Below are 24,228 nucleotides of genomic sequence, written 5' to 3'. Positions count from 1 at the left end.
CGGGAATATGCTTACTCCTCCTGTAGTTCGAGCACATTAAAAGACTGCGACCTAGACCAAAATGCACTGCATACGCACAAGCTGTATCCGTTTCCTTTTTCTTTATATTCAATTAAATTATATCATTATTTTACATAAATTTACAGACTTTGTTTTTTATTTTATCGGTAAACTTATGCTTAGCATGAATTGGAGTGCTTTGGATTGAATTAGCGGTACCTCGTCAACGTTGTACACAGTGCAATTATACATTTACTTTTGATTACGGGTTAGAGCGGATTCACTCTTCAACAGCCTCATTTCGTCGTGAAATTGTACAGCGTTGTAAGGGGCGCGCTTTGTCAGATGTTGCCTGCGAATATAACTTGCCTTACACCACGGTAGAGCGCTGGTTTTATTGGTATGCAGCTGAACAATTCCATGATGAAATAGCTACTCGAATTTGTGTAGATGAGTTTGCGATTCGTAAAGGGCACACGTATGCAACAAGTGTGCCAAATGCAGATACAGGGCGTGTTTTAACTGTCGTTCCGAATCGTAATCAAGAGGCAATCGAAACAGGCAAAAATACGATTAGCTGATTGGATAAAACGCTATCAATTCCATGTTTGCGGTGCAGTTGCGAAAATTGTGAAAAGCTTCGTATTACGTGAGAAAGCGATGCTCGATACAATTGTGTCACCTTTATCCAATGGAATCATGGAGGGAACAAACAATAAGATTAAACTTATCAAACGGCGTGGGTTTGGCTACAGAAGTGATGACCATCTTTTCTTGCGCATTCGCTTAGAAACAGAACGTTGATTTTATCAACCCCATCTTTTGGTGATGATCCTTTCATATCGCATTTTTGGTACTTTATAGAAATAATTCTTCCGTTTATAAATTTATTATATTAATATATTAAATAAAGAGGTGAGAATAAATGGGACAACCACTATTTTTATTAGTTCTTCAATTCATTGCATTTATATTAATCATTTGTATCTTATATGGAATCTTGTATAATGTCGTATTGAATTTAAATATGCCTAAATGGACTGCACATATGGTAGCTACGTTATTTTCTCTTGGTAGTGCCTATCAAGCTTTTGTAAATTTTTTTGTATAACACGCAACAAAAAGGTCGCCACTTACGGCGACCTTTTTACTATTTCACTTCTACCGTATAATTCCCTGTTCCCCCGCCATACTGATACACATGTAAATAATACTTTCCTGGATACGTGTAGTAACTTCCTACTAACTTATTTCCTTCTTGCTGGGCATACGTAACATAATTATTTAAATCTGCTTCCGAATAAAGAACCCAGTTTACTCCAATATTATTTTCCTTCGTTACATTAATTTGCAGGTTTTTCGCCGTTTCCACATTTATTTCAAAGAAATCACTCGTATCACCATTTCCTAAACTAGCACGTAAAACTTGATTGAGTTGCAGTTTATTTGCTGTCTGGAATGAATTATTCGGTTCTTTTTCTATACTATTATCTTCTTTCTTTTGAACCGTTACATTCGTTGTAACAGTATTCGTTAATCCTTTGTCATCTGTTACTGTTAATTTTGCCGTATATGTTCCTTCTTTTGTGTATACATGAGTCGGATTTTGTTCATTACTTACAGTACCATCACCAAACTCCCATTTATAAGCAACAATTTTTCCATCTTCATCTTTCGATCCATCGCTTTTAAACGAAATTGCTGCATTTACATTTCCGCTATATGGGCCGTTTATAACCGCAACTGGCGCTTTATTCACAGCACCTTCTTCTGTATTAATACCATGGAATACAACATCATATTCAAATTGTCCTGATGCATTCACACGGTAATTTACGAAGTAAGCTGTTACTGTTTTATAGCCTGTCCATTCTTTCGCACTTAAACGTTTTAACGTATCATTTACGTTTTGTGTAATTGTCTTCCAGTCTTCATATTCTCCTTTTGCAGTCGTACCTGTATATGTTCCTTGTAGTGTAAATGTATGAAAGAACTGTGATTTGTTTTTCTTAACTGATACATTACTTAATTTTGCTTCTGCTGTAATTTCTGCTGCAATATCTGAAACTGGTTTCGGTGCGTGCGTCGCTAAATAATCATCTGATACTAATGGAACATTATATTTCTCACGGTTATCTACTAACATTTGCATATAGTCTTGATACTCTTTATTTAAATTCGCATCTTTACTTAAAGCAGAGCGGTATGCATCATATGCTGTTACATCATTTTTCCTAATAAGATCATGAATTTTGTCAAACATATCATATCTCTTATTGTACATGTACGATTGTAAAGCGAAGGAATAATTATAGAAATCCCACGTTCCATACTTTGCGTTTAACGTTCTCTCTGCTGTATAACGTTCTGCTGGATTTGAAGATATGCTTCCTATAATACTCTTTCTCGGTACAACATTATCTGTTCTCGTTGCACCTGCAAAAAACTCCGCATTTCCTTCTTCAAACCAAGATAATCTCTCATTCTCATACATCTTCCCTTGTCCCCAAAGTCCTGGCACTTCATATCTACCTTGTAAATAATGCGTGAACTCATGTCGGAACAATTCTTCCAAACTATAAATGCTTTCTTCTGGCGTACGTTCATAAGTAAAGAACGTACCTGTTCCTTCTATATAAAGACCGCCGTTATTCGTTTCATACCCGTATAATTGACGGTTAAATTGATATTCAGCTGGGCTATTATAAATAACCATCGTTAATACATCATCAGGATTTCCTTTTTCTAACGGCTGGTCACTTTCAACCGTACGATGGAATTGTGCCTTCACTTCTTTTGCCGCCCAATATAGACGTTTTACTTTTTCCTCAGTCACCTTATCTCCAGCTTTTAACACAATTGCTCCATCATCGAACGTATACGTTTTCGGTAAATATTTTTTCTTACCATCTTCTCTTATTTGATCTAGATCAACCACTTTACCATTCGCATCTTTCCCGCCATAATTCGTCGCAATTTGCTCAGCAGCTACGAAATATTGCTCACTTAAATACGGATAGATTTTTATGGCATCTGTTACAACTTGTAATCCTTTCGTTTCTGTACTATGGAACGTACCAAGTCTACCTGTATAATAAATACCATTATTAATTAACCAACCATTTTTCGCTGTCACCGTTCCAATTAAGGCAAAACGACTTAATTCATTAATATAGCTATCAATTTTTTGATACCATATTGTATCTTTCGGTGCTTTTCTCGTATCGTACAAATACGATTGAATATCGTAATCAACACCTTGCATAATATCGTAAATCGCATTTCCAGCTGAAAGATTATCTACCAATGTAGAAAAATTATCATTATATTGTTTAAAAATCTTTGCAGCTGATGTGATCGTTTCCACATCACTTGAAGCATTTCCAATTAATTTTCCATATGATGAGACAACTCTATTTTGTTCTAACGTACCGAGTTTAAAATTCGGGTTATTCGCAATCGTTTTTAGTGCAGGTAAGCATTTATCATGATAGCTTCGCTCATTTAGTTTACTTAATTCTGTATGATAAAATCCTAAATAAAAACCAGATCGTAACACCTCTACTAAAGTCTCAATCCCTTTTGAATCATCTTTCGTATAAGCTTGTCCTTGCTGGTTCAATTTATCAATAATTGCCTGCATTCTACTATCATTTTGATAGAATGCAAGACTATCCTTATTAAACTGAAATAGCCCAGTAATTTGCTCCCAATCAATTGTTACAAGTAAGTCCACTAACTGCTGATTGCTCAATTGATTTAATTCAGCAATTGTATACGTTTTCGCTACAGCTAATTGCTTACTTTCCTTTTTCACTTCAGGCGGTCTTTGTGACAAATCAGCAAATTGTAGCCTTTTCTCAAAAGACTTATTTTCCAGCACTTTTGATGAATGAGCTAATTCTTGCACTGGTAATTGTAAACCAATCGGCTCCATTTTGAGCACATTCCGATATGAAACTTGCTCTCCCTTTGTACCTTCTGCCAATGCGTCCCCTTGAAAACTCCCTAACATGAAACTAACAAAACTTACCCCTACTAACACTTTTTTTGAATAGCCTTTCATGCTCTCCCCTACCTTACATTTTTTAGTGTACCGCACCATTATTTTACTATTTTTACTTTTTATACTGTATTGAGAAAAAATAAGGTAACGTTCACACGTGTATCCATACCATGCAAAATTAACACTTGACTTTATGTGCGTTTTATATCAAAAAAAGATAGATAATAGCGAAATTCCCGCTACATCTATCCTCGTTTTCAAAACTATGATTTTAACTTTATGAATGTAACTTCTGGTAATGTTTGCATATGCTGAATAAACTCATTCTTTTCTTCTGACGATATATTTTTCAGTTGCATCCCTACCTTATAAACAATTTCTATCCCTTGCTGTGAAGCTTCCACTTCATATGAAAGTATTGGAATGCCTTTCATATGAAGTGTTTCTAATATTTGTTGTACTGCTTCACGTTTATTTATACACATTTGCACCATTATATTTTGCGGAAATAAAAATTGCACCTTAAAAATACGACTTACAATCTCTAAACCAATTAAAACGAGAATCGTCGCTCCAATTCCTACTACATACATACCAGCACCAATTGCTAATCCAATTCCTGCTGTAGCCCATAAACCAGCTGCTGTCGTTAATCCTTTCACCGCCTGCTTTTGAATAATAATTGTACCTGCACCTAAAAAACCTACTCCACTAACAACTTGCGCTGCAATACGACTCGGATCTAGTGCCATATGATCTTCATTCATAATATCTGAAAAAGCATATTTCGAAACGACCATTATTAAAGCACTTCCTACCGCTACTAGGAAATGTGTTTTTAAGCCCGCTTCTTTTGATCGAATTTCCCTTTCAATACCGATTATTGCCCCTAACAAACCAGCAACACCGATTCGTATAATGAAATCAATATTTACACTCACGAGCCCTTCCCCCTTTCATTCATTATAGATAGATAAAATAAAAATTATCACACACATCCATGTATCGATATGAAGGAATTTTACTAAAATACACTTAATACCTAGGCCATTTTATGTTAATATTTTAAATATTAACATAAAATAAATAACTTCTAATTTTAAACATCCACTCATTTTCTTGAAAAAACAAAGGTGGATAACATGAAATGAGGTTGAGAAAATTAAGAAAACGTTTTCATTTCATGTCGTGATTTTTTTATACATACTACATAAATAAAGGAGCTTACTCACAATGAACGTCTCTTTGCTTACACCTACTACCGATTTACAAGACGAATACTTAGATTTTTATAACGAATGGAAAGATAGCGGTGAAACGATGATTCCGTGGGTTATTACAAAGGACCCTTCTAACTTCCCAGCTATGGTGCAAGAACTACTCGATGCACATAACGGAGTAAACCTTCCTGAATCTTGGGTACCAGACTCTACATATTGGCTCGTTACAGATCATAATAGAATTGTAGGAGCTGTTAATATACGCCATAGTTTAACCGAACATTTATTTAACGCTGGCGGTCATATCGGTTATGGCATTCGCCCTTCTGAAAGAAGAAAAGGTTACGCTACGAAGTTATTAGAATTATCCCTAGAAAAAACTAAGAAATTAAACATCACGAGAGCACTTGTCGTTTGCGATGCAGTAAATACTGCTTCAGAAAAAACAATTTTACATAACGGCGGGGTTCGTGATGATGATTTCATTGAGGAAGATGGGAATGTAGTAAGAAGATTTTGGATTGAGCTATGAAGAAGTCCTCCAATGAAAATAACCTTGTTATAGAGAAGTATAGTAGAAGTAATGAGCTACAAGTAAAACAACTTATTGATTTATACAATGAAGAATCGTACGTATTTCACTTATTACGAGATAATAAAACAAAATGTGCGTATGTTGCCTACTATAAAAAAGATGTAGTAGGCATCTTTTTCACCTGGGGCAGTAACTTCCATCCATACTGCACATACTTTCGAATATATACGAATCCTTTCTATGCAGAGCTACACATTGAAGAATTTTTATTAAACGAGATTCAAAAGCGAGAAAACTTTAAACTCCCATTACAAACCTCTATATGGGAAACATCAGCTCATTTAAAAACGTTTTTTGAAGAACATAATTTTACGGAAATTCGAAGAACATATATGCCGATATTAGACTTACAAAAAATAGTTTCTATCGATATAGTCCCTAATTCAAATTATCATGTACAAACTTTATCGAACATCGTATCAAATAATAATTTATTAGAAAAACTAGCCTACTTAGTAAAAGAAAATTATGAGCAAACCCACCTAGCAAATCCCGTTGCCTCATTCCCACTACAAACTTGGCAAGAGATGATTTTAGCTGATGACGTACTACTAGATGGGAGCTTTCTCATTATAAATGAAGAGCATCAAATTATGGTATACTCTTTCCTCCATACATCAGAAAAGGATAATACGGTAGAACTAGGATGGTGTGGGACTCACACTATAGACGATATATCTTTACTGAAATTGCTCGTTTTCAAACAAGCTATGTATGCAAGTAAACACGGTTATTCCTTCATTCAAGGTGAATTCGATTCAACAAGTATATATGCAATGGAGATATTAAAATCCGTTCCTTTCAATCCTTGTGCTACCTGGATTACGTATCAAAAAGAAATCGGAAGGTAATTATACACCTTCCGACTTCTTTTATGCTGTTTCTATTTCAAACTGTACTGTAATACCACTCGGGTCTACTACAGTAAATCCAGTTAAAATCTCATTTATTCCATGTTGTTTTTCTATTAATCTTTCTTTCACTTCATCTAACGCTTCTTTATGCGGTAATACAATCGTATATACCTTAAGTCCAGTTGCATGTGCTGGTGAATGCGGGTTATTTACTCCGTTCCACGTATTTGCGCCTATATGGTGATGATATCCTCCTGCAGAAATGAATAAGCAGTCATCTTCACGTTGCTGCACTTCAAAGCCTACTGTATCTACATAAAAGTCATGTGACTCTTCTACATTAGCTATTCGTAAATGTACATGTCCAACGACAGTATTAGCAGGTAATCCATCAAACTCATAATCAACAAGCGTTGCTAGTTCTTTTAAATCAAGCGGGGTACTTCCTCCTGGCCCTTCTCCCCATTGATCGCGCGGACGATCCGCATAAATTTCAATACCATTTCCCTCTAAGTCTTGTAAATAAAACGCTTCGCTATACGTATGATCACTCGCGCTATTAAACCTTGAAATTGGTAAAATTTCATTTGAATATGTATAACGTCCCTCTTGCTCAGCCGGACTATCAATTACATTCTTATTACGAATCACACCAAATAATGCCGACGCAAAAGCCTCACGAGTCGGAACTAAAAAGGCTACATGATATATACCAGTCGTACGCGGCTCTTGCAGTACCCCGTCCTCTAACTTTTCAAGAACAAGTAATGTATTCTTTCCACCTTTTCCAGATAAATATGCTTTATTCCCCTCTTGCTTAATTACTTCTAAGCCTACAACATTCTCATAAAAGGCAATTTGACGTTCTAAATCTATCACCTTAAATTCAACATGACCAATACGTGTTTTCGGATGAATCTGTACCATAAATAACTCCATCTCCTTATCCCAATATTCTTCCATTACATATAACCGTTACTATGAAGGATACAACTAAAATCATCCTATGTAAATAAGAAAAGTCAGAATTTACACTTATTTTTATGTTCATAATAAAAAGTCACCTCTTCTAACTTTCAGAAAAGGTGACTTTACAAAAATAGTCTGTTCTAATTCTTATCGCATTTTATGTACTTCAGCAACTAACTTTCCGCCCTGAATGCCCATATAAAGCTTCACAGGTGCATCATTCGTATTTTCAAACACTAAGTCTAAGTATGGATATGCAATTGTAGCATCTCTTCCTTGTGGAACGTAACCTACCGTTTTAGAATGTGTTGTTCTCTCTACCATTTTCAAACCAGCTTGATCTGCCGCATTGTATAATGTTGATGATGTTTGACAAACACCACCGCCATATCCATCTACTAATTTACCATCTACAATTTCTTTTCCTAATTGATATCCTTTATCTGGCGTTGTATCACCAATTAATGCATTGAAAGAGAAACGGTCTCCTTTTGCTAATACAACTCCATTTATGCTCGCTGCTGATAAACGAATATTTTCAATACGGCCACCTGTTGAGCCACCTAAATTCGTTTCATATCTACCAATTACCGTACCACTTCCTTGCGCATCACTTAATGTTGCAGTAGGCTTCTTCTCAACAATAGGTAATTGATAGGAAGAATCCCACATACCTACGTTTAATAATTTATCTACTAATTCTTTTTCCATTAATTCATAAGAAGGTTTCCCTTCTTGCCAACTTCCATCAGATCCTAGACGTGAAGGGACCATCTTTTTGTCAACATTTTTCCCAACTTCCCTAGCAACCTTCTCAACTGATTTTTTAAATTTCGCTTCATCTTCAAAATAACCTAGACTCGACAAATCTAACTTTTTTACTTCCGTACCTGTACGCCCATCTACTAAACTAATAGAATCCTGTACTTCTGCTTTAGCCTCTACCGTGTGGCCACCAATATCACTTACTAATGCAACATCACTTACTTTTGTACCACAGCCACTCACTACAGCTACACATAAAACCCCAACTAATATACCCTTTACTTTACGGAACAATATACTCTCCCCTTTTCCCCAATACTACTTTTATGTATTATTTCATTTTTATGTATGTTTTGTTACAATCATTTTACAATATATTTATAAATTGTTACAAGTTATTTTTTACTCTATATAAATTACTCTTTTCTTTTCCAAATGTCTATATATATTTACATAAAAGTTTGAGTTTGATAGAATTGTAACCTTTACGTAACCTCTCCCTATTATCCAGTATATACCATAAAACGAACGAAATACAAATGTAAAACTCCATATTCGTATTTATAAAAAACATCCTGTGAACATAAATAGGTATTTGCCGTGCCACACTCCGCTTTTACACATACATTATGGTGAATTAACCTATTTTAAAGAAATGGAGGATGTTTTTATGTACCCCTACAATCCATACGATCCATATAACCAAACTGGTTATCAACCTCAATATGATTTACAAGCACAATACCAACAATATATAGATCCAGTAGAACAAGTTAATCCATATGATCAAACTCGACAATTCCAACTTCCAATCTCTTTTCCTGGTGCTGGAAACCGTCAATTAGAAAGACGAGTAAATGAGCTTGAACAAAGAGTACGTCAATTAGAAAACACGGTTGAACGTCATACACGTAGATTAAACCGCTTAAACCAACGTTTACGTACAGTAGAAAACAGACTGAACATTCCATTTTCAGCATTAGAAGACGGATTTTAATTTCGAAAATAAAAAATATATGAAGGAAGGGGGCTTCCCCTTCCTTATATAAATTGACGAAAGTTTTTTCCATCTCTATACTGATAAGAGTTAATGAAATGAAACAAGGTGATAAATATGGATTTTGAAATAAATTATCTTTCCTTTTATGTTGTACAAGTAGAAGGAAAAGGCGAAGCTGTTGATAAACGCTACAAACATTTTCAAACATTAGACGCTGAAGAATATGAAGATAGCTCCTTAAAAGAATTTTTGAATGGAGAATTATTAAAAATTTCAAAGAGAAAAGTAGAACGTCATGCGAAAACAGAACAAGCTCCGACAAAGATCGGTCGCTTTATTGTAGAAGAAGGGCACGAACTTGATTCAAATCCTCATTACAACTTATTTAATCGCATCCGCTTTGCGGAAACGAAGGAAAACTTCAAAGATATGAGCGAACCTCTCGTTTATACATATCTTGACACAAGTGCTGTGCGCGGTGGTGTATTTTTAATTGCGCAAGCAAAACTACGCAAATACTTTGATGATCCATTCGTCTTCGTTATGAAATGTGACTTCGAGCCAAAAGTCGCTTCTATTTCCGATGAATCCACACTAATTCGTAACGTTGAAATGGCCATCACAACAAAAAATATGAAATCTATCCAATATCCGTACATGCCCGAAGAAGGTATGGTCGAAGTGGGCGAGCTAAAGATTCACCAAGCATCACACGCCCGTTACTTTGAAGACTTCTTAAAATTCGTCGAATACGAACGCTCTATGCCTGAAATTATGAAAACACAAGTAATGGACATGGTATATGACCAAATTGAAGATGTATTTGAAGAAGGTACGGAAGAACGCGAACAATTCGACCAAGCAATGGAAGTATGGGCTGCCAGTCCGAAACGCGAAATTATGGAACAATTTTCAACCGAAGAAGTAATGGAAGCTACCGCTCAAATCGTCGAGCATGCGCCTGAAGTGGAATTAAAGCTAAAAGCAGATCATATCTCTGTAAAGGCCCTACTTGCTGATTTCGGGGATCAAATACATATCGCAAAGGTAAATGACCGATACGTATTAATGATTGAGGCTGATACACTTACATTTGAGAAAGGCTTCTCTCCAATTGAGTTTCTGAAGCCAGACGAGTTGCAAGACGTAATTGAGCGGATTGAGAATAAGCAGCAGTATTCTTATGATCCGAACGGGATTGAATAAATTCTTCTATTTAACTGTTTTTACTGGGCGCTTTTAATAAGCGCTCTTTTATTTGGGGCATAGTTTTCATTTATATTAAAAACCGATTCTACTAAGAATCGGTTTTTCTGCTTTATAACAAAATATGTTTATTTTTGATTCAAGAAGACATTTGTTGCAGTATTAAGTATATCGCTTCCTTGTTGTACAAGCTCATTTCCATTAAAAGTATCTTCTTCAATATTTTTAGTGGACCGAGTTCTTTTAGTCACTATGTATGTTGTTCAAGTGAAAATTTCACTTCACTACCTCAAACTTATTGTACTCGTAAAAGGATAACTGAAAACGATATTCCGGATGCTCTCTCACCCAATCGTAGGCCTCTTCTAAAATTTCCATTTTATTTTGTAAGTCATTAAGTTCACTACATTCGTTCCTTTTCTGTTTACACAGAGGACAGAATCCATTCACTATTTCAGCACTCGTCGCCCTAATCGTTTTCCTTTCTAAATCAACTACTAGACGAAGAATAAGAGAATGTTCTTCTTTTGTAGTCACCGTCATTTCAGCAATCCCATCCTCATTCCAAAAGACTCCGTTTAATTCCATCTGTACGGTAACATCGTTAATATCCAAGTCTATCACTATCACACCTCCCATATATATAAGACTCTTAGCTTACTCTTCTATTTTAATCTTTAATACACCACGATTTAAAGATATATTAAGCCTTTTCCAATTCTTCTTCTGTGCTATGAAAGGAAGTGTAATTACCGCTAATAGCGTGGTAAATATTATCCCAAAAACTAAAACTGTTACAATGTTAAAGATTGCTTCCATTCAACTTTACCCTCTTTCATTTCTATGGGCTCTAATTTTATGAATATATTAAAAAATTTCTTACCACACCTTAAATTTCAAAGTAGCACAACAAATCAATTCCTATTTATATGAATACTTTATTCATCCATCAATACAATGACAGTAAATTTATGTAGCTAGAAATAGAGAAGAATGTCATTTAACCTCTGCATTCTTCTCCATCTCAGCCAAATACCTAATCTGCCTTTCCGCTTTTCGAACCGCCGTACGAAAATGTTTTTTCAGAAGTTCTATTGTTGGTTCACTTATATAATATCTTTCCGTTATACTTTCCCACGTGTCGCTACTTTCAAATGTACTCCAAACGAAAGGACGCTCAGTATTTTTTCTCATTTCTTTAAATACCCATTTTCGCATCTTTTTTTTCGCTTTTTCTGTTAGTTTTCCGTCCTTTACAAGCTCGAGTTCACCATGTCTTTTATATCTTTTAGTAATATCTCTCTCGCTATATGCTTTAAGAAGTATGTTCGCTGTATTCTCAGCATCCGCTAAAGCACGGTGCTGCTTCCCTTCCCATATTAAACCGAGCTGTTCTACTGCAGATTGTAAACTTGGTGTATGCTCAAACAATTCTTCATACGCTTGAAAAACAAATTTTTGTAAATCAATTCTTCTTTCTTTTTCCATACAAGGGCATTCTACAGCATGTAACGTACAATCATGAGATAGAAATCGATAATCTTCTTTTCCCCATGTAACAAATATAGAATCTTCTCCGATAAACTGAATAAATCTCTCTATAATTTGCGGAAATTTCTCTACATTCATTAAATCTTTCTTTGTAATTCCCGTTAATTTTGTCGTATGACGAGTAAGTCGTGCACCGGGTTTTACTAACTCCGAAAATTCTCCAATTATCTTCATTGTACTTGCTTCTATTTTTACAGCTCCGATATCAACTATCTCTGACGGATCTTCTGATTTATATGGCCTAAAATTTCTCTCTATATCAAACACAATAAAATGTGTAGCGTTTTCCAATTTATTTACCTCTTTCTACATTCCTTTTCACACACATACTTTATTTTCAGTATTTATTTATTCATACACTTTATGCATGTAATACTTCATCTAAAAAACGAAAATTCAATCTCATTATGCTATGTACATAGGAGGTTCTTCAATTAAAACGCAAAAAAAAAAGAAGGGCAAGCCCTTCTTTTTTCCACAATTACTTCTTGTTAACGTTAGTAGCTTGAGGTCCACGGTTACCTTGTTCTACTTCGAAAGTAACTTCTTGACCTTCTTCTAAAGTTTTGAAGCCTTCGCCTTGGATAGCTGAGAAATGTACGAATACGTCTTCTCCGCCTTCAACTTCGATGAATCCGAAACCTTTTTCTGAGTTAAACCATTTTACTTTACCGTTTTGCATGAAAAAAATCCTCCTACAATGTACCTATATGTACATATTCATTTTCAACCACTTTACAAAAATAAGTCAGACATTAAAAAAACTGCAACTCTGAGGAGATTTAACATTGCTATCCTCCTCGGAAGTTACAGCTCATTTAAATCTCTATATTATTAAAAGTAAAATGGTTTAAATATAATATATCATATCAATATAATAAAAGCAAAGTTTTTTTTACTATACAACTTTTTTCTTCCATTGCATTGCTTTTGATTCACCTGATCCAGCTACAACATAGCCTTCTTTTTCGTTCACGATGCGCCAACCATGCCCTTTAACTGAGTCACATACTGTAACAATTCCTTCTTCTAGAAGTACACGACAAACGGTACTAATCCCCGCCTTATTTTGCGTTGACGTTGTATATAGCACATGTTGATCTACACTTAAGTCTAAATAGCTACTTGCTTTTTGCTCACTTTGACATGTGTGCCAATATGTTTTTTCACTCTCTATACTTTCATCTATTTTACAAAAAGAAATATTACCGCTAATCCCCTTGCACGACCCACTGGCTGCTACTAAATAAGAATTGTGTAACGTCAACGCTGAAATCATCTGATTCATTACGATTTTAATCCTCTTTAACTTACGTGTCTCCAAATTAAAGAGCCAAACACCACCATATTTAGCATGTATTTTCGTACCGATAAATAAGTAATGTTTATATAAAAACAACGATCGAATAGATGGTGCTCCGCCACCATATTCAAGAAATGGATGAATGGTTTCCCATGTCGAACCAAAATCATTCGAATGATACAACGTTTTATCTCCATGAGCAATGACAGTTCCTTCTATATTACTACACACGTTCCAACTCGTTGCCTTTGTTGGAAAACGTTGAACCGTCCAATTCTCTCCACCATTCATACTACGAATAAAAATTCCTTCGTCACCTACACCATACACTACATTATCTTCGCTATGTAAATCCCTAATTCGTTTTTGAAAACCATTTAAAATTTGTTTCCATTCTCCGTCTTGTTCAATAAATAAACCATTATATGTAGTAGCTAACATAAGCTTTCCATCTCTTAACTTTGTAATAGCGGTCGCACTTAACATTGTCTCCACGTTGACACTCCCATTCTTAGAACTTCTCAGCAAATGCAATTGCAAAATTACTGCATTTTTCAACATCCTCTTCATCTTCTGGAGCTAGTTCGATTTTCAACCCTTCTTGTACAAGCTCTGCACCGCGCTCTACAAGTCTTTCTTCAAATATCGTTACCGCTTCACAAAATAGTTCATACGCCGTATCACCTGATCCGAATACCGCTACTTTCTTCCCTGATAAATCTATATTTTCTAAGTCATCATGGAAATCTTCCGCTTCAAATGGTAATTCCCCATCTCCCCACGTATAAGATCCTAAAATGATTCCATCATAAGCTAATAATTCTTCAGCATCCATGCCTTCCATTTCTTGCAATACTACTTCATGATCAAAAGCATCTAAACTAACTTTAATTAAATCAGCAATACTCTCTGTATTTCCTGACATACTTGCATAAGCTATTAAAATTTTCGCCACTTTGGCATCCCCCTCTTTCAATAAATGATTCTCATTCTCATTATATTAATAATGAGAATCAATTTCAATTGTATTTTTTATTTTTATTTATTCATATAAAAAAGCACAGATGACTATACAATCATCTGTGCTTTTTATTACTTTTTAAAAATACCAAACGGCTTTCCAACTGGTAAAACAACTTTACCAAAGTGTGTGTTTAACACTGCTGCTGCTGAACCATAGAAAGATAATAATGAAATAAGAAGTTCAGAATATGCTGCTAAATTATGCATTGCATGCGGCATAACACCTAAAGTACTTAATGAAAGACCGATAAATAAGAAATCAATAAGGACGAAAATCATAAATAATACTTTATGTGTTTCCATTGCACCAATTGTCATAAAGATTGTGAAAATTAAATATCCGATAAAGGCTACACCAAGCTGTTTTGAATCTGCAGCTTGTGCTAATTTTTCGCCAAATACTCCAAGTTGAATTAACCAAGTCATTCCAACACCTAGCCAAAATAGACCGTATGCACCGAATGCTGTTGTACCGAATGTATTGTTATGCTTTGCATCGTGAATGCAAGCAAAGATTTGTGCAAATCCTCCTAAAAAGATTGCCCATGGTAATACTAGTGAAACGCCATCTGTTAAGCCTAACTTTTGAGATGATGCTACAAGTGTTACCATCGCTAATCCAAATAGACCAATTCCAGATGGATCTGCTGTTGTCATTTTCACATGATGTGTAGTTGTTTGATTGCTCATATAAACCTCCTGATTATAAACATACTCGAATACAATACTTAAATCAGAAGACTATGTCAATGGTTTTTTTTGTATGTTGTCAGACCTTATATTTTATAATGTTCTAATATACTTTCAACCACTTCATACGGTTTTATATTCACTTTTTCCAACTCATATATCGGCAACCATAACGGAATATAAATCCCTCTATCTTTCATTTCGAATTCTTCAGCTTTACCACTTCCAAAAACTCCACCTACAATATCGGCATTAAAATAATACTCCGTACTCTTATACTCCACCTTTGCAATTAGATGCTCCACTTTTATATGTACCCCTAATTCTTCAAAAATTTCTCGCTTTGTTGCTTCTTCAGGTGTTTCTCCTTCTTCAATTCCTCCACCTGGAAAAACATAGTACGTTTCATCTTCTCGGATACGTTTTATAAGAACAATTTTCCCTTCCTGCACAATGATAGCCGCGCCGCGATTTCTTGTCATTTTATTACCTCAATACCGATCGCAACTGTTCCCCACTTTTGTTCTTGTTCTTTCGTATATATTTTGTATGTACTTTCTAACATTTCCTCTAAACTATCATTTTCACAATCCAATAATTTTTTATCAATTTGTTCGTACATTGCTTGAAAGTTTTTATATCGTTTTATCTCCGTTACTTTTACAACCATCGTTGCTGCTGTCGTAAGGTTCGTAAATACAATATGATCGCCTTGTTTTATGAGTTGACGCTTTTTATCGTATAAGCGCACTTCATACACTTTTTTTCCTGATTGAATTGACTGAAAAGGTTTATTATATAATCCCATTTCATATCTCATACATTCCACTCCCATTTATTTATTTTACCTATTAACACTGGTCACCTTACTACACCTTGCATATAATATTCCACGCTTATTTCTTGATTGAGAAAGAAGGTTGAAGAATCATGTTATATTTAAATCAAAAACCTGAATATAGTAAGTATGATATCGGTGATTATACTTATAGTAAAGTAGGTCCAACTATTTTTTCTTGGAATGATGAAACGAAATTAAAAATAGGTAAGTTTTGTTCATTAGGAGAAGAAGTTGTTTTCATACTTGGCGGAGAACATCGCGCGGACTGGATAACGACTTATCCATTTAACGCTCTTTTCAGCGAAGGAGCCCATATTACTGGTCACCCCTCTTCAAAAGGTGATATTGTAGTCGGCAATGATGTATGGATTGGTTATCAATCCTGCATTTTATCTGGTGTTACGATTGGTAACGGTGCCATTATTGGCGCAAAGAGTGTTGTTACAAAGGATGTACCGCCATATGCAATTGTAGCTGGTAATCCTGCAAAATTTGTTCGATATCGTTTCCCACAAGAAACAATTGACAAACTAGAAAATATCTCATGGTGGGACTGGGACATTTCTGTTATAAAAGGAGCTATTCCATTTCTACTCTCCGACAAAATTGATGAATTTTTCAGCTCACCCGAAAAAGAATCTACTTGATTCATACAGAAAGAGCATCCTTCTCTTACAGGATGCTCTTTCTGCATTTATTTTCTCTTTATTTGCAAGTGATCACACGGAGAACATTGAAAAGAAATTTTCCCTAAACAATTAAGATTCGTTTCGCAAATTTGTTCTATCGTTGGAACAAATGGAATAACAACTATATTACTTTCTACTATTTGTGTAACAGGTGGTAACACTGTGCCTACTTGATGTTCGAAACGAATACTTGCTTGATTTATATAATTCCCCGAACCACTTGGGGCACTCTGAACTACTACTTGGAACGAAACTGTTCGTGCTTCACCTGGATTTAAATTCCCTATAAGAAATCCTGATACCGGGCTTACATTTGGTACTGGTGTATTATCAACCGTTACACTTCCAAGGACAAATCGAACACTACTATCTAACATATCTTGAAAACGAATATTTTGTATGACAGTATCACCCGTATTTGTAATAACTGTCGTAAAGGTAATAACATCTCCAATCGTTGCTGCCTGTAAATCTGCCGTTTTTACGACTGTCGTTGAGACATTTTGAGGAATAAACGGGATAACAACTGTATTGCTATCACCTTCCACTACTACTGGTAACTCATTCGGATTTACAATTGCGAGCCCATTTGCTATAGCAGTATTTGTGACTAAATTATTTATTTGCCCTCCTGTTATGACAACTTGGAAATTAATAATTGCCGCATCATTTGGCTGAAAATCACCTAATGGAATACCGGTATTTGGATTAGCAAATGGAAGAGCTACATCATTTACCGTTACCGTGCCATTTATAAATAACGTATTTGGATCAATGATATCCGTTAACACAATGTTGGTCACAGGAACTGTACTATCATTTATAACGGCAATTCCGTAAGTGACAACATCCCCTACCATCGCTACTTCAAAGTTTGCTCCTTTTGCAACAAATAAGATTGCAGTATTTACCGTTACAATAACTGTATTGCTCGTGTCCATCACTGTAACTGGAGGCTCTCCTGGTACTAAAATATATTCTGCTAACGCTCCAGCAACGTTTACTACTGTTCCACTATCCGGAAAACTTGTAATCGTAGCTTTATATGTTACAAGTGCCGTCTCACCAACTGGAATATCTGGTATCGTAAATCCAATTTGCGGATTTACCCCCGGTTGCAGAACCCCATTTATCGTTACACTATTTGGAACGAAATCAGCTTCCTGAGATAGCACATCGATAAATTGAACATTCATTGCATCAGCAGTACCAGTATTTAATATACGAACCGTATACGTTACCGTTTCTCCTACGCCAACAATTGAATGGTCTACTTCTTTTAGCATATCTAAGCTACCTCTATTTACCGGCGTAACCGTCGTATTACTTGAATTTGTAATTGTAGACGGAGGTTCTCCTGGAATCAATTCGAAATCACCCGTTACTCTCGCTGTATTCATAATGCTACTAGAAGACGGAACCGAGATTACATTTACTTCAAATGTAATTAATACGCTATCCCCTACTGCAAGATCCGGTAATGAAAAGCCTACAAATGGATCTAATCCTACTTGCGGAATCCCATTTATTTGTACACTTCCAGGAACGAATTCTAAACTAGGTGACGGAAAATCGATAAACTGAACATTCGTTGCTGTTACCGTTCCCGTATTTGTAACTTGCACACTATACGTTAACGTATCTCCTAAACGTGTCGCTTCTTTATTTACAGATTTTATAACGCTAAATCGTCCTCTATTCACTCTAGTTATCGTCGTATTACTCGGCTCTGTTACTACAACTGGTGGTTCTCCTGGCACTAAAGTAAAGCTTCCTGTTATATTTGCAACGTTCGTAATTGTTCCTGATGACGGGATGTTTGTAACTGTCGCTTGAAACGTCACTATAACCGTTTCACCAACTGGTATATCTCCAACTCCAAATCCAGTAATCGGATTTAAGTTTGGTTGCGGGGCTCCATTTATCGTTACACTATTTGGTACAAATGACGCTCCTGCTGAAATGGTATCAATAAACTGAACATCATTAGCTGTTACTGTTCCTGTATTCGTTATTTGCACTGTATACGTCAATACATCTCCAACTAGAGTAGCGGCTCTATTTACTTGTTTAATAACATTAAAGCGTCCTCTATTTACAGTTGTGAGTGTTGTATTGCTCGGCTCTGTTACTATAACTGGTGGTTCTCCTGGTACTAATACAAAACTTCCAGTTACATTTGCCGTATTGGCAATTGTTCCGTTTGACGGAACACTAACAACAGTTACTTGGAATGTGACTTCTACACTTTCACCTGGGTTTATATCTGGAAGCGGGAATCCATTATTCGGATTGAATCCAGGTTGTAACACACCGTCTATCGTTACACTGTTCGGCACGAATGCTATAGAGGAAGGTAGTACATCACTATATTGAATATTCGTTGCTGGCACTGTCCCTGTATTTTGAACTACTGTTGTATATGTGATTGTATCGCCTACTGCAACAACCGGCTGACTTACTGATTTTAAAACATTCAAACCAGGCTCATTGATTTCTGTTAATGTCGTATTACTTGTCGCCGTCTCCGTAATCGGTGGTTCTGTTTCACTTACAGCGAATGTCGCTGTAACGTCTACAAAGTTAACAATCGTTCCACCTTCTGGTATGCTTGTAACCACTTCCTGATATGTGACAACTACAAAATCATCTACAGGTATATTGGGAACTGTAAAACCAATGAAAGGATCTAACCCTGGTGCCGGTACCCCGTTTACGCTCACACTTCCTGGTACAAATGCTACTCCCGCGGAAGTCGTATCAATAAATTGAACATTCGTCGCTGGCACTGTTCCGAAATTAAAAATCAATACATCATACGTTAATATTTCCCCTACAGTCGCTACTTCTTTATCTACTAGTTTCAATGGAAAAACAAACGCTATATTAATCGTCGTAACGACTAAATTTGTTAATATCGTTTCCGTAATCGGTGGTTCTTGCGGATTTGGTTGTGAAGTAAATGTAACGTCTGCATCATTTAATATGACTTCATTATCTGGAATTTCTGTAATCGTCACTTGGAATGTGATCTCAATACTTCCACCAGCGATTAATAATGGAGTAACTGTAAATCCTATTTCCGGATTTAAACCAAGTTGCTGCACTCCACCTATCGTTACACTACCTTCTATAAATGTCGTTCCTTCTGGGATGACATCTTGGAAGAACACATCTGTAACTGGTATAATTCCTACATTTGAAATGAGCACAGTGTACGTTAATACATCCCCAACCGCTCCAGTTGCAACGTCAACTGTTTTTGTTGCTGTTACTTCACCAGGAGGAGGTAATGGTATTGTAACTACCGTTGTATTACTTGAGTTCGTTGTTGTTACAGGTGGCTGTAAAGGATTTAATAAGAAAGTGGCTGTAGCAGATGCTGTATTTAATACTGCTCCACGTGTAGACGGTGCAACTACCGTAACTTGGAACGTTACTGTCACTGATGTTCCAGCTGCAATATTAGGAAGCGGAAAACCAACATTTGGGTCAAATCCTGGTTGTTGCGTTCCATTTATCGTTACACTATTTGCTACAAATGTTGTTTCTGGAGCAATTGGATCAAGGAAAGAGACATTCGTTGCTGTTACTGTACCGTTATTTCGAATGACAACAGAATACGTGTAAATTTCTCCAAGTGCTGCTTGTTGTACAGAAGAAGATTTTTGTATATTTAACTGTGCTGTGTTTACTTGCGTCACTACAAAATTACTATTTGTAACAGTCGTTATTGGAGGGTTTGCTGGATTTATAAGAAAACTGGCAGTAACGTTCGATTGGTTTCTAACATTTCCACCGCTCGGAACACTCGTCACTGTAACTTGAAACGTAATCGTAGCCGTTTGCCCGACCGGAATATTTGGTACTGGGAAACCTGCCATAGGATTCGCGCCTTGCTGAACGACTCCATTTATCGTCACACTATTTGCTACAAACGCAGTACCGGACGGAATTGGATCTTGAAAAATAATATTCGTTGCAGGAACAGTTCCTGTATTTTGAATAAGAATCGTATACGTTAACGTATCCCCTACTCCTGCTTGTGGTGTATTTACACTCTTCATTATATTAAGTGATCCTACATTCACTCGCGTCACAACAATATTACTAATCGTTACAATTGTAATTGGTGGCTGGAGAGGACTTACTTGGAAATCAGCAGTTACATTCGCATTATTCGGAAGAACTCTATTTGGTGGTACACTCGTGATTGTTACTTGGAAAGTAACTGTTACCATCCCTCCTACTGGAATATTAGCAAGTGGAAATCCAGTTGTCGGGTTCAAACCTGGTTGAGGTGTCCCATTTATTGTTACACTATTCGCTACAAAAGTAGTTCCAACTGGAATCGGATCAAGGAATGATACATTTGTCGCTACTACTGTTCCACTATTTTGTATACGAACTGTATACGTTAACGTATCTCCTACACCGGCTTCAGTAGCACTTACACTTTTTATTACATTTAACCCTGAAGAATTCACGACTGTCATAACAGTATTACTTGGTTCTGTTACAGTAATCGGTGGCTCTGTTGGATTTACAAGGAAATCTCCAGTTACATTCGCATTATTTACAACATTGTTTCCTTGAGGAATTTCATCAATTAACACTTCAAATGAAACAATTACATTCGCGCCAGTAGGCAAATCATTTAACGGGAATCCAAGTTCTGGATCTGCACCTTCTTGTAAAATACCATTAACCAATACACTGTTTTCAATAAATAATGTCCCTTGTGGAATTGAATCTTGGAAAAATACATTCGTAGCTGGCACACTACCTGCATTTATGATTTCAATTGTATATACTAAAACATCCCCTACAGTTGCAACATCTGTATTCACTGATTTCACAACTTCAAAGTTACCTGATTGTACAGTTGTATTCACAATGTTACTCGGAACATTGATTGTTACGGGTGGTTCACTCGGATTCACTTGAAAACTTGCTGTTACATTTGCTTGATTTAAAATATCTTCATTTTCTGGATCCTGTACAATTACTACATCAAATGTAACTACGACTGTTTGAGCCGCAGGGATATTAGGAAGAGAAAATCCTGTATTCGGATTCAATCCACTTTGTGGTACTCCATTAATTGTTACAGAATTTGCAACAAATGAAACAGCAGAAGAAATAGCGTCTTGGAAAAATACATTTGTTAACGAAACGTTTCCTGTATTTTGGACGGCAATTGTGTATGTTAAAGTATCACCTACCGCCGCTTGCGTTGTATTTACTTCTTTTATTACATTTAAACCGCCTGTATTAACTTGTGTCACAACTGTATTCGTTTGTCTATTAATTGTTATCGGTGGCTGATTCGGAATAACGACGAAATTAGCAGATACATTTCCGCGATTCGCAATCGTACCTCCTGATGGCGTCGATGTAACTCGTACTTGAAATGTAACAGTCCTACTTCCGCCAGGAGATAGATTAGCTACTGTAAACCCAGTCGCTGGATTTGCTCCAGGTTGTGAAATCCCATCCACAGTCACACTATTTGCGATAAATGTCGTTCCAATTGGGATTGGATCTTGAAAAATAACGTTCGTTGCAAGTACATTTCCTGTATTTTGAATTGTTACCGTGTACGTAAGAACGTCGTTAACCGTTGCAAAAGCTTTATCCACTGTTTTTCTCGTTGTTATATCAGCTATATTAATTGTCGTAACTACAGTATTACTTGTCGCTTGCCCTGAAACTGGTTGTTGACCAGGCACTGGAGTAAAGGTAAATGTTGCACTTGCACGGTTCGGAATTGGATTGACAAGAGGGTTCGATGTTACTCGAACTTGAAAGCGCACTACGGTCGTTTGCGAAGCATTAATACTGCCTAGATTAATACTACTTGCTGGATTCGCTCCTGGACGTGCTACTCCGTTTACCGTAACGCTGTTTGCTACAAATGTTGTTCCTGCAGGAATACTATCAACAAAAATAACATTGTTTGCAGTAACGTTTCCATTATTCGTCACATTAACCGTGTACGTTAATACATCATTAAGCGTTGCCGTCTGTAGATCTACAGATTTTTGCATACTTATAGTTGCTTGATTCACTGTCGTTTGTACTGTATTCGAAGAAGACATACTAGTAATAAGTGGACTACCGACGAAAGGACGGAATTGATATGATACCATTGCACGATTTGGAATAGGATTGGGGTTCGGAAACGATGTTATTCGCACTTGAAAGGTAACAATTCTTTGCGTATTATTTGGGATTGTACCTAAATTAATTCCAGTAGCAGGGTTCGCATTCGGCTGTGTTACCCCTCCTACCGTTACACTACCTGCAACAAACGTCGTTCCGCTCGGAATACTATCACGTAATACAACGTTTTCTGCACTTCCTGTTCCTGTATTTGGGACCGTAATCGTATAAGTGAGAGTATCCCCTACCCCTGCGACTGTTCTATTGACCGATTTAACAGGATTAATAATTGGACCTGTTGCATCAATTTGAACACCAAAACCAGCTGCAGCGTATCCATCTCCATTTGTAACAAATCGAACAGTTGCTGACGTTTGATTGTTTACTAAAGATGCGGAGGCATCTACATTCGTAATATCCCACCCCTGTCTTCGGACAGCCAAAGCTACCCCTAACGGCTGATTTAAATCTCCAAATGTACCGCTCGTATCTAAATTTCCGCTGTCATTACAAATTTGAGACTGGAAGAAATTATTTGCAGGGTTTCTCGGCCCGAATAATGCAACTGTAGCACTCGCATTCGGTCCAAAGCGAAGTTGATCTCCAGAAATGTTAGAATCACCTTCTTGAGCAGTTACAAGTACCCTTCCTGTTACAGCTCCTGTAGCTGGCGTAGCAAATCCGGAAATAGTAGCATCAACTGGTGGTGATGAAGCATCAATAATTTCTTGACCTGCATATACTGACAAATTTCGAAGTGGTAAACTTGCATTTTGATACACAACCTCAAGCGTCCAGCCCGCTGAACGACTAATTGTTGGGTCGGCTGAAGTTCTTGCAGCTGGCACAGCACCCGTTGTATATGTGCCTCCCCCACCTGCACTAACAAGATTCGTTACATTGGCAGAGCGAGCATAATAAAACTGGTTTCCTACTGAACCTTGCTGCGCGGTAGCAGGATCTGGCGTAACAGAAAACGTCCCTGCTGGCGTTGTAAATGTAATGTTATCATTTAAAAATGGTAAAACATCTTCCGTATCAGTCCGGAAAGTACCAGCCCAAACTAATTCTGCATATAACACACTGCTTCCCGCTGGAAGATTTAAAATTGCACTTGAAGAATTCAATTGCCACTCATCTGTTGTCCCCGCTGGGAATCCTGGTACTTGCAACGCTGTATTTACTGTTGTAAACACAGCAAGTGTACCAAAAATATTACCTGGTGCAGGCGATGTAGGGCTAAGTCCCAGCGTATTCCCAGTAAACGTGACGGCACCAGGTACTGTTGTCGTAAACCGATTTATAAAAGGCACACAATCATCTCATTTCAATTATAGTAAAAAGTGCTCTA

General features: G+C 36.6%; 22 protein-coding genes. 8 read left to right on the top strand and 14 right to left on the bottom strand.

Features of this window, described 5'->3' with window-relative positions:
• Positions 1-194: 194 nt before the first annotated feature.
• From QCI47_RS10275 to QCI47_RS10265, 3 genes are all read left to right on the top strand, one after another.
• The gene (locus QCI47_RS10275; RefSeq protein ID WP_161490997.1) at positions 195-581 is read left to right on the top strand and encodes a transposase; all 387 of its coding nucleotides are present in this window, start codon (positions 195-197) and stop codon (positions 579-581) included.
• Positions 523-804 carry a transposase gene (locus QCI47_RS10270; RefSeq protein WP_080494061.1) on the top strand — a complete coding sequence of 94 codons (282 nt, stop codon included), beginning with the start codon at positions 523-525 and terminating at the stop codon, positions 802-804. The genes QCI47_RS10275 and QCI47_RS10270 overlap by 59 nt, the downstream gene beginning before the upstream one ends.
• Positions 805-925: 121 nt before the next feature.
• Positions 926-1,111 (top strand): hypothetical protein, encoded by a 186-nt coding sequence (locus QCI47_RS10265; RefSeq protein ID WP_049113234.1) that lies wholly within the window; start codon positions 926-928, stop codon positions 1,109-1,111.
• A gap of 39 nt (positions 1,112-1,150) precedes the next feature.
• Here QCI47_RS10265 and colA read toward each other — a convergent pair whose 3' ends face one another.
• Both colA and QCI47_RS10255 read right to left on the bottom strand, forming a co-directional pair.
• A complete protein-coding gene (gene colA / locus QCI47_RS10260) occupies positions 1,151-4,066 on the bottom strand; it encodes a collagenase ColA (protein WP_309422870.1) in 2,916 nt (971 codons plus the stop codon).
• A gap of 203 nt (positions 4,067-4,269) precedes the next feature.
• On the bottom strand, positions 4,270-4,947 hold the full coding sequence (locus tag QCI47_RS10255) for an MgtC/SapB family protein (protein ID WP_000115697.1): 678 nt from the start codon (positions 4,945-4,947) through the stop codon (positions 4,270-4,272).
• A gap of 292 nt (positions 4,948-5,239) precedes the next feature.
• Between QCI47_RS10255 and QCI47_RS10250 the strand changes: the two genes are divergently transcribed.
• Entirely contained in the window at positions 5,240-5,758 is a 519-nt protein-coding gene (locus QCI47_RS10250) for a GNAT family N-acetyltransferase (protein ID WP_074543553.1), read from the top strand.
• The gene (locus QCI47_RS10245) at positions 5,755-6,672 is read left to right on the top strand and encodes a GNAT family acetyltransferase (protein ID WP_220778496.1); all 918 of its coding nucleotides are present in this window, start codon (positions 5,755-5,757) and stop codon (positions 6,670-6,672) included. Before QCI47_RS10250 ends, QCI47_RS10245 begins: the two co-directional genes overlap by 4 nt.
• Before the next feature lie 21 nt (positions 6,673-6,693).
• On the opposite strand, the gene QCI47_RS10240 is transcribed toward QCI47_RS10245, so the two are convergent.
• Together QCI47_RS10240 and QCI47_RS10235 are read right to left on the bottom strand one after the other, a co-directional pair.
• Positions 6,694-7,602: a VOC family protein gene (locus QCI47_RS10240; RefSeq protein ID WP_071741765.1), complete on the bottom strand. Its 909-nt coding sequence runs from the start codon at positions 7,600-7,602 to the stop codon at positions 6,694-6,696.
• Positions 7,603-7,791: 189 nt separating this feature from the next.
• Positions 7,792-8,703 carry a VanW family protein gene (locus QCI47_RS10235; RefSeq protein WP_000488988.1) on the bottom strand — a complete coding sequence of 304 codons (912 nt, stop codon included), beginning with the start codon at positions 8,701-8,703 and terminating at the stop codon, positions 7,792-7,794.
• A 361-nt stretch (positions 8,704-9,064) separates the two neighbouring features.
• On the opposite strand from QCI47_RS10235, the gene QCI47_RS10230 reads away from it, so the two are divergent.
• Both QCI47_RS10230 and QCI47_RS10225 read left to right on the top strand, forming a co-directional pair.
• The gene (locus QCI47_RS10230; RefSeq protein ID WP_001997954.1) at positions 9,065-9,406 is read left to right on the top strand and encodes a hypothetical protein; all 342 of its coding nucleotides are present in this window, start codon (positions 9,065-9,067) and stop codon (positions 9,404-9,406) included.
• 117 nt (positions 9,407-9,523) lie between these two features.
• Positions 9,524-10,615 (top strand): DUF3900 domain-containing protein, encoded by a 1,092-nt coding sequence (locus QCI47_RS10225; protein ID WP_000345047.1) that lies wholly within the window; start codon positions 9,524-9,526, stop codon positions 10,613-10,615.
• A gap of 276 nt (positions 10,616-10,891) precedes the next feature.
• Here the strand turns inward: QCI47_RS10225 and QCI47_RS10220 are convergent, their stop codons facing one another.
• From QCI47_RS10220 to QCI47_RS10180, 9 genes are all read right to left on the bottom strand, one after another.
• Entirely contained in the window at positions 10,892-11,239 is a 348-nt protein-coding gene (locus QCI47_RS10220; protein ID WP_000566120.1) for a hypothetical protein, read from the bottom strand.
• A gap of 33 nt (positions 11,240-11,272) precedes the next feature.
• Positions 11,273-11,434, bottom strand: a complete 162-nt coding sequence (locus QCI47_RS10215; RefSeq protein ID WP_000387292.1) for a hypothetical protein — start codon at positions 11,432-11,434, stop codon at positions 11,273-11,275.
• Between the two features lie 177 nt (positions 11,435-11,611).
• On the bottom strand, positions 11,612-12,457 hold the full coding sequence (locus QCI47_RS10210; protein WP_095842756.1) for an exonuclease: 846 nt from the start codon (positions 12,455-12,457) through the stop codon (positions 11,612-11,614).
• Between the two features lie 190 nt (positions 12,458-12,647).
• Entirely contained in the window at positions 12,648-12,848 is a 201-nt protein-coding gene (gene cspB / locus QCI47_RS10205; RefSeq protein ID WP_001179150.1) for a cold shock-like protein CspB, read from the bottom strand.
• Between the two features lie 216 nt (positions 12,849-13,064).
• Positions 13,065-13,964 carry a WD40/YVTN/BNR-like repeat-containing protein gene (locus QCI47_RS10200; RefSeq protein WP_000449509.1) on the bottom strand — a complete coding sequence of 300 codons (900 nt, stop codon included), beginning with the start codon at positions 13,962-13,964 and terminating at the stop codon, positions 13,065-13,067.
• A 16-nt stretch (positions 13,965-13,980) separates the two neighbouring features.
• Entirely contained in the window at positions 13,981-14,424 is a 444-nt protein-coding gene (locus QCI47_RS10195) for a flavodoxin (RefSeq protein ID WP_001062756.1), read from the bottom strand.
• Between the two features lie 137 nt (positions 14,425-14,561).
• Positions 14,562-15,182 carry an acetate uptake transporter gene (locus QCI47_RS10190; RefSeq protein ID WP_000070938.1) on the bottom strand — a complete coding sequence of 207 codons (621 nt, stop codon included), beginning with the start codon at positions 15,180-15,182 and terminating at the stop codon, positions 14,562-14,564.
• 86 nt (positions 15,183-15,268) lie between these two features.
• On the bottom strand, positions 15,269-15,664 hold the full coding sequence (locus tag QCI47_RS10185; RefSeq protein WP_353811769.1) for an NUDIX hydrolase: 396 nt from the start codon (positions 15,662-15,664) through the stop codon (positions 15,269-15,271).
• Positions 15,661-16,002 (bottom strand): ASCH domain-containing protein, encoded by a 342-nt coding sequence (locus QCI47_RS10180; protein WP_061131696.1) that lies wholly within the window; start codon positions 16,000-16,002, stop codon positions 15,661-15,663. Before QCI47_RS10180 ends, QCI47_RS10185 begins: the two co-directional genes overlap by 4 nt.
• A gap of 110 nt (positions 16,003-16,112) precedes the next feature.
• Between QCI47_RS10180 and QCI47_RS10175 the strand changes: the two genes are divergently transcribed.
• Complete coding sequence (locus QCI47_RS10175; RefSeq protein ID WP_000966320.1) at positions 16,113-16,670, top strand: CatB-related O-acetyltransferase; 558 nt, start codon at positions 16,113-16,115, stop codon at positions 16,668-16,670.
• A gap of 47 nt (positions 16,671-16,717) precedes the next feature.
• Here QCI47_RS10175 and QCI47_RS10170 read toward each other — a convergent pair whose 3' ends face one another.
• On the bottom strand, positions 16,718-24,190 hold the full coding sequence (locus tag QCI47_RS10170) for a DUF7507 domain-containing protein (protein WP_353811768.1): 7,473 nt from the start codon (positions 24,188-24,190) through the stop codon (positions 16,718-16,720).
• Positions 24,191-24,228: the final 38 nt, after the last annotated feature.

The organism is Bacillus cereus group sp. RP29 (assembly GCF_040459765.1).
Classification (GTDB): Bacteria; Bacillota; Bacilli; order Bacillales; family Bacillaceae_G; genus Bacillus_A; species Bacillus_A paranthracis.
Note: the sequence above shows the minus strand (reverse complement) of the source record. Positions and strands in the feature narration are given on the sequence as shown.

Bases quoted from the DNA above. Each gene is read 5' to 3' on its own strand.
- QCI47_RS10265 (WP_049113234.1), top strand. From the start codon at position 926: ATGGGACAACCACTATTTTTATTAGTTCTTCAATTCATTGCATTTATA.
- colA (WP_309422870.1), bottom strand. From the start codon at position 4,066: ATGAAAGGCTATTCAAAAAAAGTGTTAGTAGGGGTAAGTTTTGTTAGT.
- QCI47_RS10250 (WP_074543553.1), top strand. From the start codon at position 5,240: ATGAACGTCTCTTTGCTTACACCTACTACCGATTTACAAGACGAATAC.
- QCI47_RS10245 (WP_220778496.1), top strand. From the start codon at position 5,755: ATGAAGAAGTCCTCCAATGAAAATAACCTTGTTATAGAGAAGTATAGT.
- QCI47_RS10240 (WP_071741765.1), bottom strand. From the start codon at position 7,602: ATGGTACAGATTCATCCGAAAACACGTATTGGTCATGTTGAATTTAAG.
- QCI47_RS10230 (WP_001997954.1), top strand. From the start codon at position 9,065: ATGGAGGATGTTTTTATGTACCCCTACAATCCATACGATCCATATAAC.
- QCI47_RS10225 (WP_000345047.1), top strand. From the start codon at position 9,524: ATGGATTTTGAAATAAATTATCTTTCCTTTTATGTTGTACAAGTAGAA.
- QCI47_RS10215 (WP_000387292.1), bottom strand. From the start codon at position 11,434: ATGGAAGCAATCTTTAACATTGTAACAGTTTTAGTTTTTGGGATAATA.
- cspB (WP_001179150.1), bottom strand. From the start codon at position 12,848: ATGCAAAACGGTAAAGTAAAATGGTTTAACTCAGAAAAAGGTTTCGGA.
- QCI47_RS10190 (WP_000070938.1), bottom strand. From the start codon at position 15,182: ATGAGCAATCAAACAACTACACATCATGTGAAAATGACAACAGCAGAT.
- QCI47_RS10185 (WP_353811769.1), bottom strand. From the start codon at position 15,664: ATGACAAGAAATCGCGGCGCGGCTATCATTGTGCAGGAAGGGAAAATT.
- QCI47_RS10180 (WP_061131696.1), bottom strand. From the start codon at position 16,002: ATGAGATATGAAATGGGATTATATAATAAACCTTTTCAGTCAATTCAA.
- QCI47_RS10175 (WP_000966320.1), top strand. From the start codon at position 16,113: ATGTTATATTTAAATCAAAAACCTGAATATAGTAAGTATGATATCGGT.